Raw genomic sequence first — 17,016 nt, 5'->3', positions numbered from 1 at the left:
TAAGGGAAGCCATCTCTGGCTTCCCTTATATCATGATAATATCAACACAATTATTAAACATAGCCAATATTAAGATCCCTTTGCCCGTCATATTCCTCCCTGGAAATGTTCATTTCAGTTGAAGAAGCAAAATGAATTCCTTTTTTGAATTCGTATAAGGATATCTAGAATAATGCGATACATTTATTCACTTGAGAGTCTTTAGTCTTTATCTCTCATCCACCATAAGATGATTCACGAGCCCAAAAATCCGTTCTTGTCGCTCAGTCGTAAGTTGATCAACATAGCTTTTTACATATAACCTTAATGTCTGTTCCGTTTCTGATAAATCCACAGCTTGAATACTCGATTTGAATGGGTGCCTTCTAATCAATTCGGCGATTTCAACGTCTCGAAAGATGTCTAGAACTGAGGTGATTTCCTCTTCGCTCAACCGTGCATCAAACAGTAGATCTTCGATATCACCAAAAGATTTTACTTTTTCTTTGATAAGCGCAAGCTTATCCGAAGAATATCGGCATATTAACAATTCATTAATGAATTCTCTATAGTCTTTATCATCCATTTTCGCACTGGATAAAAACTGGATTTTGGGTTTCAAGTCTGGATTAGTGGGAGATACAAACGTTTTGCCCAGGGTATTTGTTCTGACTGCATTGACGATACTCGATGTGATTCTCGGCAAACTGTTTTCAATGTATCTACGAAGGGAAAGAGTTGTAATCCTCAACTCTCGGAGTACTTTTTCAGTGGCCTTGTGAATCTTCAAAGCAATTAAATAATCATCATCTTCCGCCAGTTCATCCTGCAGACGTTCAATTTCCTCCTTCAAACTATCTAATTTTAAAACGCTGCGGTTTGCAAGCGTGCACCTCAATGTTGCTGTCACTAACTGTTCAAAGATATTAATCAATAAATCTTTGTACCCCTCATCATACCCGCTAAGCAAATGATGTATATCCTCGGCATCGAAATAACTGCAAAATTCATTTTCGATAAATAAGTTCTCTAGGTATTTTAGAACAAACTCTACTCCCGTCAAATCGGTAACGGGATTGCAGAGCTGATAATCTATTGATGCCATTACTTCATGCGCTGCATAATCAGGGTTGTAAGCTTTGAAGAAAATTCCAATGCCCTCGTCGAGCGTTGCGTTATAGGTGTAGTTTAAAGTCGTTATTTTATTGGCTTTAGCCATTATATAGAAATGTTTTGCAGAGTGTACTTTGCCATTGATTAATACTCTTCCTTTTTGATACATTTCGGGAATCTTACCTATTTTAAGTTCACTGACCGCACAATCGGCATCTGGCAAGGATTTTAAGTAGAGCCCAATTGTATAGAGATTGGATTTCATGATGCTTTCGGCGGCTTCGACTCTTATTGAGCTACTTTCACCGTCGTTGTATCGTTCACTTTTATAGGCTAAAAACTTAATACATTGTAGTTGAATATTTTCGATTTCGGAATCATTTAAGAGACCGTAGGCATATGCCTCGTGTAGAATTGAAGTAAAATAGGATTCACCGCTCAAATTTTTGCTGTCAATGAGATGTCGCTTTTCAAGATTCGCCATCGTCATCTTCACCCTCCTCATTACAAGCTAAATCTTCCGAGTATTCAGAAGTATATCCGAATCGTATATTGCGTGCCATATTAGCAAGTTCTCGCCCCGAAAGCAACTCGAGTGATCCCTGACATATGCCGTCAAATCTTTGTTTCATGAATTTGATCAAATCGTCATCGCTCATTAGATCGAGGGTTTCGTTTTTGTAATAATAAAACATATCCGTTAAGTCATGAAGTGATTCAGCATAGTTGTGCATAGAAAGATAAGGAGAGTTACAAAACTCTCGGATGATTTTCTCGATCACTCCTCCTCCGAACTCGATTCGCCCGTTGTCTTTTAAGGCCAAGTTACGCGTTTTAACCAAGTCAACCGCATCACATTGAGACAATCTTAAACCGAATTGCGCAGTTAGGTCGTTACATTTTTCAAGTTCTGCTACCGATTGTTTTTGAATTAGTGCTGAGGATATACCCATTATTTCGAAAGACAATAGCAACCACCTCCATCAAAAAAGTATTTTCCCGAAAAATTTGTTGACATATACCCTTAAGTGTGATATGATTAATTTGTATTGTATTTTGTTATTTAAAATTATTGATTAGTATCTATAATAGCATTTTTCCAAGTAAAAAGAAATACCACAGCGAGAATTTTTTCGCTGTGGTATTTCTTTTGAACTATAAAATTCATTACTTTTTCACAACTTATTCATCAGTTCTTCAATTCAATTCGTTATAGTACAAATATAACTTGTCCCAAGAAAATGGAGGGTAATAATGAAAAAGATCGCAACAGTAATTACAACAGGACTTATGGTTTTAGCTTTCTCTAGCACTGCTTTTGCATCTACAGCTGTATCCGAAATGGCTAGAAACAAAGGAGTCCAAACAGTAGCACAATGTGCTCAGACAATGGATAAAGGCGTATCTGAGTGTACTCAAAACCCGACTTGTAACGAATAGAACCTATCAATTTGGGGTCCATCGGCTGAAAGTCGATGGACCCTTTCTTCACCTTCTTGTTTCAGAGCGTTGAATACTATTCCACCTTGACTTTTACAGTATATACTGCATTATACCCATAACCTTTTCTATTCCACTTTGCTTTAAAGGGTTGGATATTTCCAAAAGAATCCCTGGCTCTCGACATAATTAGATACTCGCCTTTACTAGACACTTTCCAGTCGTATTTCCAGAATGTCCATGAATAAAGGTGTGATTGCTCTTGACCAAGAATAGCCTTATGCCAGCTTTCACCTCCATCTGTGCTCACTTCAACTTCTATAATTACACCCGTCCCTGTCCATGCGATACCTTCAACAACATGTTTCCCGTTATCCAGAATTGAATAGCTTTGTGGCTGCTGAATAATTGAACTAACGTTAATCTGAGCTACCGGTGTTTTTCCTTTATCACTATCTTTATATGGGTAATAGTTATAATCAATTTCCTGAAATGGCCCTTTGAAGAGATGATCAATAACAACAATTCTTTTAACCCATTTTATTGAAGCCATGGCATACCATTGGGGTACAATCAGCCTTAAAGGGTAGCCATGCTTAAAGGGAATAGGCTTCCCATTTAGTTCATAGGCAATAAGTGTATCGGGATGGAGTGCCTTCTGAATAGGTAAGCTTCTGGCGAAATGGAAATCACCTTCCAAATCCATTCTTTTGCCGTAATCATATGCCTCAAAGACTACCTCTAAAGCAGTTCTTTTCAATCCTATCAAAGCCAAGAGATCCTTCAGAGGTACCCCCTTCCATAATCCTTGACTGATAGCCCCATCTTCCCATTGTTCTCCATAGACCTTCGGATGAAAAAACGCCCTATTATTACCTGAGCATTCAAGTGGTAGCATCAGGTGTTTTGAGGGCATTCGCATTATATCTTCTAATTTAAAAATAATAGGTCTGATTACTTCTCCCACTATAGGAAGGAAATAAGCCTCTTGTGTTTGGGTAGGGTATTCAAAGTGATTTCTTATGAAGAAATACTCCTTAGGCGTAATCGTTTGAGGGAGAAAATGAATAGGAGTTTCCTGGTTTTCAGGGTTCAATTTTCTGGTAGTTAAAAAAGGAGTTATTGTAGGTTTCACGACATCCAAAGTATCCCCCCTATTTATCTGGCAATAACATAAAGCGAAGATTAATACCTTAAACTTATTAATCAGTGTTACAAAGTAATATCAAATAGTTAATGTAATATTTTCCATACGCGCTCCCCGGGGCTACTCTATTTCATCTTTGCAAAATGAAGCCTGATATTAATAATACTTATATTGCAGGTAAAAAAAGGATAAGGAAATATCCTTATCTTTGTGGCCAATGAAAATATTAAAACTATGAATTATTAGTAAGATGCTAATTAAGCAGGTGCCATATCTTTCTTTATTCTGAAGGTACCAGTGACAATGCTGGAAATGGGGGTTTTAAATGAGTAGGACGAGAGAAATTCATTTTTCATAAGACGGGAAATTTAATCCTGCCAGTTATCTTTGACTAGGAACAAGAAGGAAAATCTGTTCCTTCATAAGCATGCCTATGGCCATCTTCAAAGGTTGTTATTCCCCTGTAGCAGTGAATATGCCCACCACCAGGAAGGTGTAAAGCAGGTCCAGTTTCACCTCCGTAGTTATGAACATGACCATTGTCTAGGGTGGTGACCCCACGATAGCAGTGGACATGGGTATTCCCTCTTCTAATTCCTAGACTGGATACACCGATAATTCTGTGGGAGTGACCGTGATCAAACGATGTGGGAAAGCAATACTTATGAACGTGAAATAAATCCGCATTATAATTCACCAACAATTACCTCCTATTCCATTTTATATAGGTTATGTAATTGGAACTAGAAGGTGCTCAGTTGTTTGTACCAGTCTGCCGGATATACTGTTTATGGGCGGCCTTAAGCCCTCCTCCTCGAGCAGAAATTTAAGCCCCTTTCAGACATTTCCTAAACCAAACGGCAATGTCTATATTCCAACCATTTGATATTGTGATAATAGCCTTACGCGGAAATCATACACTGGTTTCTTCCAGCTAATTTGCCCCGATAAAGAGCCTCATCTGCGCTGGCTATTAGTATGTCCAAGGAGGTGTTTTCCCGGTATTGACATAATCCAAGGGTAATCGTAACGCTCTTGCCGATGTCTGCGTGGCAGTATTCAGCTACTGCCCTGCGTATCTCATCGGCCTTGCCATGAATCGTATCCAATTGCTCCGTCTCCAGTACTATTAAGAATTCCTCGCCGCCCCACCGACCAACAAAACCACCGTTGCCAATAGCTGCCCTTAATATTGCTGATAAAAGCACAAGGATTTCGTCGCCTTTAACATGCCCGAACTGATCATTAATCTCTTTAAAATGATCAATATCAGCTAAGCCAATGTAAAAGTCCTTTTTCTGCTCAATAAGTTCCTTAATTTTTGCAAGCACCAACCGTCTGTTGGGTAATTTAGTCAGATAATCTGTTTTAGACATGACTTCCATTTCCTCCAGAGCCTTCTGTAAATCGGAAGTCCGTTCCTTAACCAGGGATTCAAGATTACTGTTCATAAGCTTAAGCTCTGACAAAATAGCTTTATTCTCTAAAGAGAGCTGCTCAGCTCTTGTAAAAGCATTGGAAAATCTGGCAGACAAGGTATAGGCCTGCGTAAAGGTAAATACTGAAACACCGAAGGGAATGAGTGAAGGTGTATTGGCAAGTGTGATTTGATAAATAAAATCATTGATGAATGTTATCCCTAAAAAAGCGAAACCCAGAAATACGATATTTGCAAAAGGAATACTTTTAAATACGCCAATAACCAAGCGTATCATTGCATAGCCTAATAATCCAAATGCAAATACAGCATAAATCATCAATAACCTATCCGCTGAACTATAGGGAATCCAGAGGATGAGAAAACCAAACAATGATCCCAGAGCGATACTGAACTTGACAAACCATTTAGCGAATAGGCCATCCAAAGCATAGTATAAGAATCCACACAAAGCTGCAAAACCGATAAACACAGATAGATAAGCCATTCGTCCGTAAACAAAAAAACCGAGATTCAAATGACTTGGTAAAAAGCGTTCTCCTACCAATAACATACGGAGTGCAAACAAGAGGCAAAAAACCCCGAAATAAAGCGGTGCACGATCCTTTGTCCTCATAATATACAGACCAAAATGATAGATTCCCATAATTAGCAGCATACCAAAAAGGAACAAATCCCTCCCTAAACCCAACTGTACTGCTTGGGAAATCTGGGAGGCTAATCCGATTCTGGGCGCTACGATGGTACAATCTTCCGCTGTAAAATCTGATGTATGATAAAATAGCTCCACTTCATTACTTTCCGGGTTAAAGTAGGTGGTAAGTATATTGTAGTAAGGTACGCTATTCTCCCGGCTCGTTCCGACTTTTCCCACTTCACCGTGTAGATTGCCGTCAATGTAAAGTTTAAAGGATGTCAGTATGATATCTGTCCTTAGTCCATATGTCGACCTACCCTCAGGCAGTTTTATAACGAGCCTCATCGTACCGTAGAATTTGTTTTCCGCAAAGGGCTTGAAGGGCGTCATGCTCTCTTTGGTGCTGGGTATTTCAATAGGTGTTGGAATAACGTCAACGCCCTTCACAAAGTCTTCATGAGTCAGAAACCGATTGAAGTAGAATGACCACGCGCCTTCTAAGCTAATAATTCCATTTTTCTCAAATGACCAGTTGCTTAAATCCAGGACACCGTTGATGGGTTTTGGTGGTTGCGCGGCAGTTGGTTTATTTAAAAATAATGTAGCTGATAAAAGGATGATTAGCGCTATAATTACAAATATCGCAGCGATTTTCTTTCTCATAATATCATCTCTACTTATTCAGTCTGGCCCCATCAATAAAGTGAAAAGGCTGCAAGGAGGGCATATTGTCGCCTTTGTTAAAGTCATCCGGACAATACCCGTTTGGTACGTATTCTGTAGAGATAAATCCCATCGCCATGAAAGTCTCTGCCGATAATTCACTGCAAAACACTTCCGTATTGGGCGCTGGTTTATTAAAAGACCTGCCTTCTATATAGTATTTCAAGGCATTTTCAGCCGTTGGAAATCCACGATCATGAACTTTGTATATGAAAGCCTTAAGCTGTTCCAGCTCCGGTTGCTTCAACGAACGATTTAAATATTTCACCAGAAAATGCGTATCGTAATGTTGATTTACATCCACCTGGATACGATCATACAGTGATACGAGCATGGGGCCGTTTTCTTTGGGTTTGCCTGTCAGGTAATCCGTAAGGCCGTCACCGGAGGCTGTCGACTCCCAAAAAAGAGGGTCTTCAACCGTCATGCCGATGTCCTTGGGTAAAACAACCATACCCACGTGTGACCAGTAGGACCATTCAGTCAATTCGATCAACTTACTTGTCGTTTGAACACCATGGAATAAAATCAGATCCCCGGTTTTGAGGCTGTCTTTTACATCATTGTAAGCTATCTCTCTAATCATAATCTTAATCATCCTTTTAATTTTTTCGAAATACCCTTGCCCGCTCCAACATTACCACCGTCTCTACATGCTTTGTCACATTTCTCTTTGTTTTTGATCCTTGGTATGATGTCAAATAAACCCATTTCAGACACTAATCTTTTCTTTTCGAGTTATCCTTTAATATTTCCGCGTGATTTGTTCATTCCCTTCCAAGACATTGAAAAAAAGCAAAAAAAATCAAAGCCCTAGCTTCTTATTGCTAATTGATGAAACAGCAAATCTGCCACCGCAACGCCTTGAGGGGACAAAAAAATGCCGCTTGAAGCTGATAAGCTCTTGGCGGCGGGGTATATTTCTTTATCCAGCTAATTATTTTGCAATGCAAGTTTTAAAGCTGTAATATATTCTTTTCGAGCTCGTTGGCTGATTTCAGCAGTAGGAACAATTCCATCAAAGCCATGAAAGCACCCGGGATATAAATGAAATTCCGTAGGTACACCAGCCTGCCTTAGTCTTGCTGCATAATCCATGGTTTCATCGCGAAATGGATCTAAATCACCTACACAAGTATATGTGGGCGGAAGCCCTGATAAATCAGCGGCACGGGCTGGAGCAGCATAGGGAGATACATCTCCTTTATTACTTCCTAAATACATTTTCCAGGCCTTTTGACAAGATCTTTTATTCCATACTCTTCCATCAATTATTTCGTTACTGGATGGTGTCATGATTCGATCATCAATCATCGGGTAAAGAGGCATTTGAAATGCTATAGAAGGGCCCTTTCGATCTCTTGCTAATAAAGATACTGCTGCTGTTAAGCCCCCACCAGAACTACCGCCAACAACTGCAATTCTGGCTGAATCAACGCCCAACTCTTCAGCATTCTCAGAAAACCACTTTAAGGCAGCGTAGCAATCTTCTAGTGGAGCTGGAAAAGGATGTTCTGGTGCCAGCCGATAATCCACTGATATTATTACACATTCCATTTCCGATATGATTCCTAGACATTGATTCTCATAAATCTCCGGAGAGCCCATAATATATCCGCCACCATGAAGATAGAGTACGCCCGGAAGGAGTTTATCCTTCTTTTTCGGTTCATATAGTCTCACTTTGACTTCTGGATTACCTTCTGGTCCCAGAATTAATCTTTCATTAATTAATAATAAATCATTCTTTGGTATTGATTTATTCATTTCGATTATCATTGCATCTAGGTTTTTTCTAAGCTCATATATATTCTCTTCATTAAAGCTGTCCGATTGTGCTGGCATAACAGAGAACATTTTTCTAAGATCTGGATGGACTCTTTTTTCCATGCTAATTCCTTCTTTGCATAGTTACTATAGTTTAATTGTGAATAAATAATCACAATTAAACTATAGTAACTTATTGTATAATAGTCAATAGGGATTTACTAACATAAGTTTTAAAGGGAGATTTGATCATGCAACTAATGGTCCAGTCAGGAGATCTTGGCCCCAAATGGTTTCATGTCGCTTTAAGAGCAATGGTAATGATGGGCGAATCTAAAACTTTGTTAAAAAGTAATTATATGGCAGAAGCGATTGGTGAAGACCCTACTTTTCTTCGCAAGATATTGGCGGGACTGGCCAAAGCAAATCTCATCCAAACTCATGGAGGACGCTATGGAGGATATTGTTTAGCCAAAGAGCCTAATGAAATTACAGTGAAAAATGTCTATACTGCTCTTGGATTATACCCCCCAACACCTGTTTCTTCTGTACCTGCAACAGGAGCAGAATTATTTATATCATTAATAATTTCAAAAGCGGAAGATAAGTTTCAGTCTGTTCTTGATAGCTTTACTATAGAAGATATTTTAAAACATAAAATAGAGGCTTGAATTATCTTTTATTCATAGATATAGTGCCAGACACTCGATGTGATAAACCGTATATAAACAGCCTACCCCAATACGAACGCCCACATTTCTAACTATTGAGAGAAATGTGGGCTGTTGTAATATTTAGTACTTCATCTACGTCAAGGTGTGCGTCATTTTACACTTACAAAAAAACAATCCACCATACTATAATTGTACAGTGGATAGAAGATATGAACCGAATCCAAGAAGGATCTTTAATACTTCTTAAGGAAACCGGAATAATCCTCCAGTCTATGGAAACCCTATATATCTTCTCTCCGTCTTATTTTGAAATATGCTTGTTTAGTTTATCAATCAATTCCTGTACCGAAACACCATGCACCATGCAAGCCTGCTCCAGACTTTCGCTAGTGGAAGAAGGACAACCCAGACAATGCATTCCCATCTCTAAAAAATAAGGTGCCGTAGTTTGATCTGCCTTTAGAATTTCCCCAATTAAAGTACTCTTTGTTACGGTCATTTTCATTTCCTCTTTTCTTTATATTTAGTTAATTAATCTTGTTGATCTATTAGCTTTGTGAAAAATCCAGGTCCTGTCAAGACTTGTTCAATTTTAGGCAATGCGATCCCTAACGCCTCTTTCAATACATCTTCTATGGTTTCCACTGCTACAATTTGAACCTTATTCTTAACTTCTTCTGGGACATCCTTTAGATCGGCAACATTATCTTTGGGAATCAAGACTTTGGTGATCCCAGCACGTTCCGCAGCTATCAATTTTTCTTTTAATCCCCCGATCGGAAGAACAACACCTCTAAGCGTGATCTCCCCCGTCATGGCGAGTTTCGCATCCACCATGATACCGGTAATCAGAGATGCAAATGCTGTAAATAGAGCGATTCCTGCTGACGGCCCATCCTTGGGAACGGCTCCGGACGGTACATGAACATGCAAGTCTTTATCTTTAAACTGAATGGCATTCATAGGCAACCGAGATTTCAGAAGACTTAAAGCGATCCTTGCCGATTCCTTCATAACATCTCCTAACTGACCTGTTAAGAGGATGTGATCGTTTCCAGGCATTTCTGTTGCTTCGATAAACAAAATCTCGCCCCCCACCGGCGTCCACGCTAATCCAGTGACAACGCCCGGCGGATTAATTTCCTGAGCCATGTCATGCCTGGACATTTTTCTGCCCAGAATCTCCTCCAAGGCATCCACTTCTACAACATAAGGTTTTTCAATAGTTCCCAGTACAATCTTTTCCACGACACTTCTGGCAATGGCGGCCAATTGTTTTTTCAGTCCCCTGACCCCTGCCTCCATGGTGTAGTCTGAAATAATGTTCTTTAAGGTTTCATCACTGACTTGGACATCAGCCTCCGTTAAACCATGTTCTTCTAGTGCTTCCTTAATTAAATGATTTTTACCAATGTTAAACTTTTCATTTGTAGTATAGCTTGAAAGCTGGATGACTTCCATGCGGTCCAGCAAGGGGCCAGGAATGCTTTCCAGGGAGTTTGCTGTTGCAATAAAAAATACGTTGGACAAATCGTAAGGCAAATCCAAATAATGGTCTGTAAAGGTATTGTTTTGTTCAGGATCCAACACCTCGAGTAACGCACTTGCTGGGTCCCCGTTATAACCCGTAATCAATTTATCCACTTCGTCTAAAACCATAACAGGATTCATTACACCAGCCTTTTTGATGCTTTGCAGGATGCGTCCGGGCATTGCACCTACATAAGTTCTGCGGTGCCCACGGATTTCAGCCTCGTCGCGGATACCCCCCAGACTGAGTCTCGTATATTTTCGGCCCAATGCTCCCGCGATACTCTTGCCCAGGCTTGTTTTCCCGGTTCCAGGAGGACCCACGAGCAGAAGGATAGAACCATGTTTATCTTTCTTTAATTGCATGACCGCAAGATGCTGTATGATACGGTCCTTTACTTTTTCCAAGCCATAATGCTGCTCATCTAGGACACGCCGGGCTTCTCCAATATCGACGGGTTTCTCCGCTTGCATTTCCCAAGGTAATTGTACAAGAATATCTAAATAATTTTGAATAACATGATAATCCGAGCTCGCAGGATTCTGACTTTCCAGTTTGCTTAACTCTTCTAGTGAAGCTGTTAGAATCTCTTCAGGCATGTGTGCCTCTTCAATACGCGTTTTATAATCTTTCTTCTTTTTGCCGGCTGGTTCGTCTTCATTCAGTTCTTTCTGAATCTCTCTCAGCTGTTCCCTCAAGACCGTTTCACGATAATTTTTATTCGCTTTTTCAGAAAACCGTGCCGACATTTCAATCTGGAGCTGAATCGCTTCTTTATAATGTAAGAAATAATCAATAAACGTCAAACTGCGCTCCTTTAATGACGCTGTTTCCATCAAGGTATATTTCTCTTCCTTTGAAAATGGAAGAAACCGTGAGATATATCCTATTAGCACATTAAGATCCTTTATCTCATCAATTGCTTTTACAATGCCCTCTGACTCTCTGAATTTGGCTCCAATTTGATGAGATATATTTTGAATATAGGTCATCATTTCTTTCTGACCGGTTTCGTTAAGGTCGATGACCTCCTGCGCTGATACCGTTTTTCCAGTGATCATGTTTTCGGCAATGTTGATGTCCGAAACTTCCACACGGTCTAAGACCTTAACTTGAACATGGTATCCTTTTTCGCTGGGGTTCACCTCTAGTATCTTAAGGGCAACGCCTGTTGAGTAGAAATCCTCCTCATTGATTTCGTGTCGGTCCCTATGCCGTTTTAACGGCAACGCCACAATCTCTTGATTTTTGTCTCGAATACAGGCTAGCTCATCCTCGCTGAAGCGGTCTATTCTTAATGGATAAGTCATTCCAGGTAATAAAACAAGATTTTCTATGGCTAATATCATATAAATTGTCTCCTCTTTCATAAATGAATGCTCATTTAATAATTTTTAAATAGGGAAGCGAGCTATTACCCTCGCTTAAGAACTAGAAATCTAATCGTTTGGGACCGAATGAACCTAGCTCAGACTAGATTTTAAGAATTTTTAAGAAGTGCCTTTTGAATGATATAAATCAATTCGTCCAAACGTTCCATGGCCATGCTTTCAGACTCACAACTTTTCACTGCAATCATTTTTACAGGGGCAAACAGAATAGCGTACAAATTATCATTGTTAAAGTTATTTAATATCTGCTGTTTCTTTAAATCCGTCAGCAACTGATTTAAATCCGCCGGTCCCTTCATCGAACCACAACTGCTCTGAAGAACAGGGCAGGTACTAAATTGTTCAATAAAATGAAAAACTTCTTTGTTTTCAATAATGAAGAAATAATACCGTCGGATCAGTTCCGCAATGATTTCTTCTCCAACCATATTGGGGCTTAAACATTGAAGCAAATATTGAATCGCATCTTCAGAATATTCCAGATAAATTTCTCTAAGCATGGTCTCCTTATTTTCATAATAGATGTATACTGTCGCCGGAGATACGCCAGCGGCCTTGGCTATTTTTGAAATAGATGTGCCCTGAAACCCCTCCTCCAGAATCAACTGCACTACTGCAATTTTAATGCATCTTTGCTTTTCGTCATCTTTTTTTCTCATGCGCGCCGCCTAACTTTTAGATAAAATTGATGATAAATCTATAATAAACGATCATTCGTTTATTGTCAAATAGCCCAAATCAACCTCTGCTTGGTACAGATATCTTTCATAACGAACACATCTCATTATCTCCTTTGAGTATCTCTACAAAAGAGTTCAGAGCAATAGTTAACGGTTTAATTTGACTTTAGCCGACTCCTCTATATTTCGCTGAATTCCAGCAAAAACCTACTTTATGCCAAAAAAACATCAACCTGCCGGCTTCCTCTAGCAAGTTGATGTTACCTCGTCTGGAGAATCAAACGGTTATGACTCTCGTATTTTGGTCTTTCAAAAACTCGGTCAATACTTGACCTGTACTCTCTCCATCAGCTAACAAAAACTCATTAGAGCTTTAGTTTATAAAGCCCGGTATAATCATCGAAGAAATAACTGTTATACTCAAGTACTTTGCTTGATGCAATATTGTCTTTAACCGGATCTGCGATTATTTGGGCAGGATTTTCCTTATAAATAATCATTTGAGTTAGTTTCTTAACTATTTGATTCCCAATTCCCTTGCCTAAAAAATGTTCATTTCCAATGAGATAATCAATACCAAATGTACTTTCCGGCTCATTGTCCCAGGCATACCCTTCATCAGTTTTGCCGCAATCATAGTACTGGCAAAATCCGATAGGTCTATCCTCATATTCGATAATATAATGGTTTATCCAATAATATTGGCCTTCGCGATTATATATTTCATTGAGCCATTCACTTAGATCACCAAACCATTTTCGGATATGTTCTTTATTCAACCATTCTTCAAACAGCGGTATATCAACGTTTTTCACTTTTCTGATATTCAAATCTCCGCTATCCATACTGCTGTTTATCCACTCCCCATACACAGAGATAAATCAAATGCTTTATACTCTTCTAGCCGGACGGGATGCATTGATTGATACTATTTTTGTTCGATTTCGCTAACACATTCGCTTTTAATCTTTTCAACCAGAAATTGCAGTGCATCAATAACATGTGGTCGGATGTCACCGCCTATCAGCACATACATGATGTCGTCGCCAAGTTCAAGCTGGCCTTCATTAAGCCAAACCCTGACATAGAAGATACCCTCCATCTTATAGGTTTCACCAATCGCCCAATCAACCTTTGCTGCATCATAAGCAAATTCCATTCCCGTTACCAGCGAACCATCATCAATTCCTTGGCGCACCTTGGCTTTAGGCGTTTGACGCACAACACCATTATGAACTAAAAACATCCCTTCCTGTAAAGCCGACGGATCAGTTTTTGCTTCTTTAAGCCATTCATCCATTGATGGCGATAGTTTTTTCATTTTTTCATTAATCATAAACTAATACACTCCCATTCTGCATACTCTTCAACTTGCTTCATGATTTCAGGAAAACATACTAATCTATCCACCAGTATTATCTTTCACTGCCCCTATTTTAACATTGGTGCAAAGATTTTGATACCAATTATAATGAATGGTCAAGTTACGTTTTGCCCTTGTCATGGCAACATACAACGGTCGTATTACTTCCTCCGTTCTAAGGTTAAATTGATCAAGCATGAGAAAAACATTGTCAAACTTTCGTCCCTTCGCCTTATAGATAAAGGCGGAAACTTCTTCATGTGAGTACACTTTGCCTTCTTCGGCTCTTTTTAGAGACAGCTCCATTTTCTTCTTTACTTAAGCTGGTAGATTATATTATTCCCAAAGAATGTCATTGACGGGATGGTGACTGTTGGGCTTTGTCAGGTTTAAATAAATAAATTCACGTTGGAATCCTCTGCTTCTCCTAAATAATAACCGACTCCACCAATTTTAACGCCGTCGAGCAACTCTTCTTGTTTTAGACCCATGACATCCATGGACATTTGGCAAGCTACTACCTCTACTCCATTGCTCATTGCGGCCTGGATGAGCTCTTCCAGGGAAGAAACATTTTTGTCCTTCATAACTTTTCTGATCATTTTTCCGCCCATGCCCAGCATATTCATGTTCGATAACTTAAGCCGTTTGCTCCCCCTCGGCATCATCATGCTGAACATCTTATCCATAAAGCCCTTTTCAGTGTTGACTTTCTCGTGTTTACGGAGAATATTTAGTCCCCAAAAAGTAAAAAACATCGTAACTTTCTTGCCCATGGACGCAGCTCCATTGGCAATGATGAAGGCGGCTATAGCCTTGTCCAAATCTCCGCTAAAGACAACCATTGTCTTATTATCCTTTAAAGATGTTGCTCCCGACTCTTGCTTAACAGAGTCATTTAGAGCACCCTTTTTGATGAAAGCTGTAATAACACCCCCGACCTTGGCTACGTCGATTAGTTGATTATTGGTTCTCTTACTCCAAGCTTTAATATCTTCATAAAAGCCCGGGTCAGACGCCACAATCTTGAGAATTTGGCCCTGCTTTAAAGGGTCCATTGCAGCTTTGACCTGCATCAGCGGTCCAGGACAACACAACCCGCAGGCATCAATGCTTTTATCAAAATGGCCCTTAGGGGTATCCACTCCAACTGGTTCTTGACTAGACTGTTGGTTCTCAGAGCATATCGTTTGCGGATGGAATTCCTGTATCATGGCAGTTTTATACCCTCCTGTAACATTTAATACGTTATAGCCACTTTGACTTAGAATCCTGTCTGCTACATATCCCCTTAAACCCACTTGGCAATACTCTATGATCTGTTTATTCCTATCTAACTCGTCCATTCTGTCTCTTAAACTATCCAAGGGAATGTTGATGGAACCAGGTAAGTGCCCATTGTTATATTCCTCTTCCGTTCGCACATCCAGAAGTATGGAATCCTTGAGTGTAGACAACTCAAGGTCCTTCCAAGCTACAACATGAGTTCTTCCTGCTAGGACGTTTTGTGCTAAAAATCCGGCCATATTAACAGGGTCTTTTGCCGATGAAAAGGGAGGAGCGTAGGCTAATTCTAATTCAGCTAAGTCGTCTACTGTGCCTTTTAAGCGAATGACAGCAGCAATAACATCAATTCGTTTGTCAACGCCATCATAACCAATTCCCTGTGCACCTAATACTTGGCCTTCATCACTAAAAATCAGTTTCAAGGTCAGCTGTAAAGCAGCCGGGTAATAGGATGCATGAGCTACAGGATGAACGTATACCACCCGATAAGGCAGATTGGCTTTTTTCAGGCTTCGCTCATTGGCCCCTGTGCTTGCCGCCGTTAAGCTGAAAACTTTAAGGATCGAGGTTCCTTGAGTGCCCTTATAAATCGAATTCAAACCCGCAATATTATCAGCAGCGATTCTTCCCTGCTTATTTGCCGGTCCCGCCAAAGGGACAGCCGTCTTTTCTCCGGTAATAAAGTCGACAACCTCTATGGCATCTCCTACTGCGTAAACATCTTTTACATTGGTTTGCATTCTTTCATCAACGACAATATGGCTTTTCGACCCTAACCCTATTCCCGAGTCTTTCAAAAAAGCAGTGTCAGGTGCTACCCCAATGGCCAGAATGACTAGATCAGCAGTCACCATTTTTTCACTGCTCAACCTTACTTCGATTTTGCTGCCAACCTCTTTAAAGGCTTTTACGCCGTCACCTAAGATAAGATCCACACCATTTTCAACTAATTCCTTTTCAGCCATTACCACCATGTCTGAATCAAAAGGAGCTAAAATATGGGGGGCGGCTTCGACTAAAGTAACTTTCAAACCTCTCTCGATAAGGTTTTCAGCCATTTCAACTCCGACGAAACCTCCGCCGATCACTATGGCGCTATTGGTACCCTTTTGATCAACGTAGGCCTTGACTCTATCCGTGTCCGGAATGTTTCTCAAGGTAAATATCTTCGAACTGTCTATCCCTGGGATATTGGGCCGGAGAGCTTGGGCTCCCGGTGATAATACGAGAGCATCATAAGATTCTTCGTAAATCCCTTGATCCTTACTTCTGACCGTCACCATTTTCTTTTCTGTGTCGATACCAACGACTTCACTATGGATCCTCACATCAATGTTAAACCTTGCTTTCATATCCGCAGGAGTTTGGACGAGAAGTTTCTCTCGTTCCTTGATAGTTTCACCGATGTAATAGGGCAGACCGCAGTTGGCGAAAGAAATATAGTCATCTCTTTCAAACAATATGATCTGGGCTTTTTCATCAAGTCTTCTAAGACGCGCAGCAGCGGAGGCTCCCCCAGCTACTCCACCGACAATGAGTACCTTTTTTGTCATAGAAATATACCTCCATAAATGCTTAGTAAATTATAGTTTGAGAATTTAAGTGCTAACTTTATTTCGATTCCGCTTCGGGCTTCGACTGCAAACTTACTTGCTTAAGTCGATTCTTATTATACCCCCCCGTGGTAATTGGGTCAATGGGAAATATATAACAAAGTATTTACCAACAAAAAAAACACCTCATTAACTGAGATAGTTTTCATTGATTCCCCCCCTGAGTTAGAATAGTTGTCATGGACCTCCGAGAGAAGTATAGTGAGTTAACAGGACTCGGAGGAGGATAAATA

The 17,016-nt window shown here is 40.0% G+C and carries 16 protein-coding genes; 2 read left to right on the top strand and 14 right to left on the bottom strand.

Annotated features, from left to right (window positions below; translation table 11 throughout):
• Positions 1 to 208: 208 nt before the first annotated feature.
• Both M8E35_RS18720 and M8E35_RS18715 read right to left on the bottom strand, forming a co-directional pair.
• A complete protein-coding gene (locus M8E35_RS18720) occupies positions 209 to 1,582 on the bottom strand; it encodes a DUF6179 domain-containing protein (RefSeq protein ID WP_252471165.1) in 1,374 nt (457 codons plus the stop codon).
• The gene (locus tag M8E35_RS18715; RefSeq protein WP_252471162.1) at positions 1,563 to 2,060 is read right to left on the bottom strand and encodes a DUF6323 family protein; all 498 of its coding nucleotides are present in this window, start codon (positions 2,058 to 2,060) and stop codon (positions 1,563 to 1,565) included. The genes M8E35_RS18720 and M8E35_RS18715 overlap by 20 nt, the downstream gene beginning before the upstream one ends.
• 286 nt (positions 2,061 to 2,346) lie before the next feature.
• Between M8E35_RS18715 and M8E35_RS18710 the strand changes: the two genes are divergently transcribed.
• Complete coding sequence (locus tag M8E35_RS18710) at positions 2,347 to 2,532, top strand: hypothetical protein (RefSeq protein WP_252471160.1); 186 nt, start codon at positions 2,347 to 2,349, stop codon at positions 2,530 to 2,532.
• Between the two features lie 76 nt (positions 2,533 to 2,608).
• Here the strand turns inward: M8E35_RS18710 and M8E35_RS18705 are convergent, their stop codons facing one another.
• The 5 genes from M8E35_RS18705 to M8E35_RS18685 all read right to left on the bottom strand — a co-directional run bounded on the left by M8E35_RS18705 (position 2,609) and on the right by M8E35_RS18685 (position 8,367).
• Entirely contained in the window at positions 2,609 to 3,667 is a 1,059-nt protein-coding gene (locus M8E35_RS18705; RefSeq protein WP_252471290.1) for a sulfite oxidase, read from the bottom strand.
• Between the two features lie 403 nt (positions 3,668 to 4,070).
• The gene (locus M8E35_RS18700) at positions 4,071 to 4,376 is read right to left on the bottom strand and encodes a YmaF family protein (RefSeq protein WP_252471159.1); all 306 of its coding nucleotides are present in this window, start codon (positions 4,374 to 4,376) and stop codon (positions 4,071 to 4,073) included.
• Positions 4,377 to 4,581: 205 nt separating this feature from the next.
• Complete coding sequence (locus tag M8E35_RS18695) at positions 4,582 to 6,417, bottom strand: sensor domain-containing diguanylate cyclase (RefSeq protein ID WP_252471157.1); 1,836 nt, start codon at positions 6,415 to 6,417, stop codon at positions 4,582 to 4,584.
• A gap of 10 nt (positions 6,418 to 6,427) precedes the next feature.
• Positions 6,428 to 7,063: a hypothetical protein gene (locus M8E35_RS18690; protein WP_252471156.1), complete on the bottom strand. Its 636-nt coding sequence runs from the start codon at positions 7,061 to 7,063 to the stop codon at positions 6,428 to 6,430.
• Between the two features lie 347 nt (positions 7,064 to 7,410).
• The gene (locus M8E35_RS18685) at positions 7,411 to 8,367 is read right to left on the bottom strand and encodes an alpha/beta hydrolase (RefSeq protein WP_252471154.1); all 957 of its coding nucleotides are present in this window, start codon (positions 8,365 to 8,367) and stop codon (positions 7,411 to 7,413) included.
• Positions 8,368 to 8,495: 128 nt separating this feature from the next.
• Here M8E35_RS18685 and M8E35_RS18680 point away from each other — a divergent pair, with 128 nt between their 5' ends.
• Positions 8,496 to 8,915 carry an Rrf2 family transcriptional regulator gene (locus M8E35_RS18680; protein ID WP_252471152.1) on the top strand — a complete coding sequence of 140 codons (420 nt, stop codon included), beginning with the start codon at positions 8,496 to 8,498 and terminating at the stop codon, positions 8,913 to 8,915.
• A gap of 304 nt (positions 8,916 to 9,219) precedes the next feature.
• Here M8E35_RS18680 and M8E35_RS18675 read toward each other — a convergent pair whose 3' ends face one another.
• From M8E35_RS18675 to M8E35_RS18645, 7 genes are all read right to left on the bottom strand, one after another.
• On the bottom strand, positions 9,220 to 9,417 hold the full coding sequence (locus M8E35_RS18675) for a DUF1858 domain-containing protein (RefSeq protein ID WP_252471150.1): 198 nt from the start codon (positions 9,415 to 9,417) through the stop codon (positions 9,220 to 9,222).
• Between the two features lie 32 nt (positions 9,418 to 9,449).
• Positions 9,450 to 11,798, bottom strand: a complete 2,349-nt coding sequence (gene lon / locus M8E35_RS18670) for an endopeptidase La (protein WP_252471148.1) — start codon at positions 11,796 to 11,798, stop codon at positions 9,450 to 9,452.
• Positions 11,799 to 11,929: 131 nt separating this feature from the next.
• Positions 11,930 to 12,499, bottom strand: coding sequence for a TetR/AcrR family transcriptional regulator (locus M8E35_RS18665; protein ID WP_252471145.1), 570 nt, complete (start codon positions 12,497 to 12,499; stop codon positions 11,930 to 11,932).
• Positions 12,500 to 12,885: 386 nt separating this feature from the next.
• Positions 12,886 to 13,365: a GNAT family N-acetyltransferase gene (locus M8E35_RS18660; RefSeq protein WP_252471142.1), complete on the bottom strand. Its 480-nt coding sequence runs from the start codon at positions 13,363 to 13,365 to the stop codon at positions 12,886 to 12,888.
• 83 nt (positions 13,366 to 13,448) lie between these two features.
• On the bottom strand, positions 13,449 to 13,856 hold the full coding sequence (locus M8E35_RS18655) for a molybdenum cofactor biosynthesis protein MoaE (RefSeq protein ID WP_252471139.1): 408 nt from the start codon (positions 13,854 to 13,856) through the stop codon (positions 13,449 to 13,451).
• A gap of 66 nt (positions 13,857 to 13,922) precedes the next feature.
• Positions 13,923 to 14,189, bottom strand: coding sequence for an ATP-binding domain-containing protein (locus M8E35_RS18650; protein ID WP_289710915.1), 267 nt, complete (start codon positions 14,187 to 14,189; stop codon positions 13,923 to 13,925).
• A gap of 83 nt (positions 14,190 to 14,272) precedes the next feature.
• Positions 14,273 to 16,723, bottom strand: a complete 2,451-nt coding sequence (locus M8E35_RS18645) for a DsrE/DsrF/DrsH-like family protein (RefSeq protein WP_252471135.1) — start codon at positions 16,721 to 16,723, stop codon at positions 14,273 to 14,275.
• Between the last annotated feature and the right edge of the window lie 293 nt (positions 16,724 to 17,016).

Source organism: Desulfosporosinus nitroreducens, assembly GCF_023897015.1.
In the GTDB taxonomy this organism is placed as follows: Bacteria; Bacillota; Desulfitobacteriia; order Desulfitobacteriales; family Desulfitobacteriaceae; genus Desulfosporosinus; species Desulfosporosinus nitroreducens.
The sequence above is the reverse complement of the archived record's forward strand: the minus strand, read 5'-3'. Positions and strand labels throughout refer to the sequence as shown.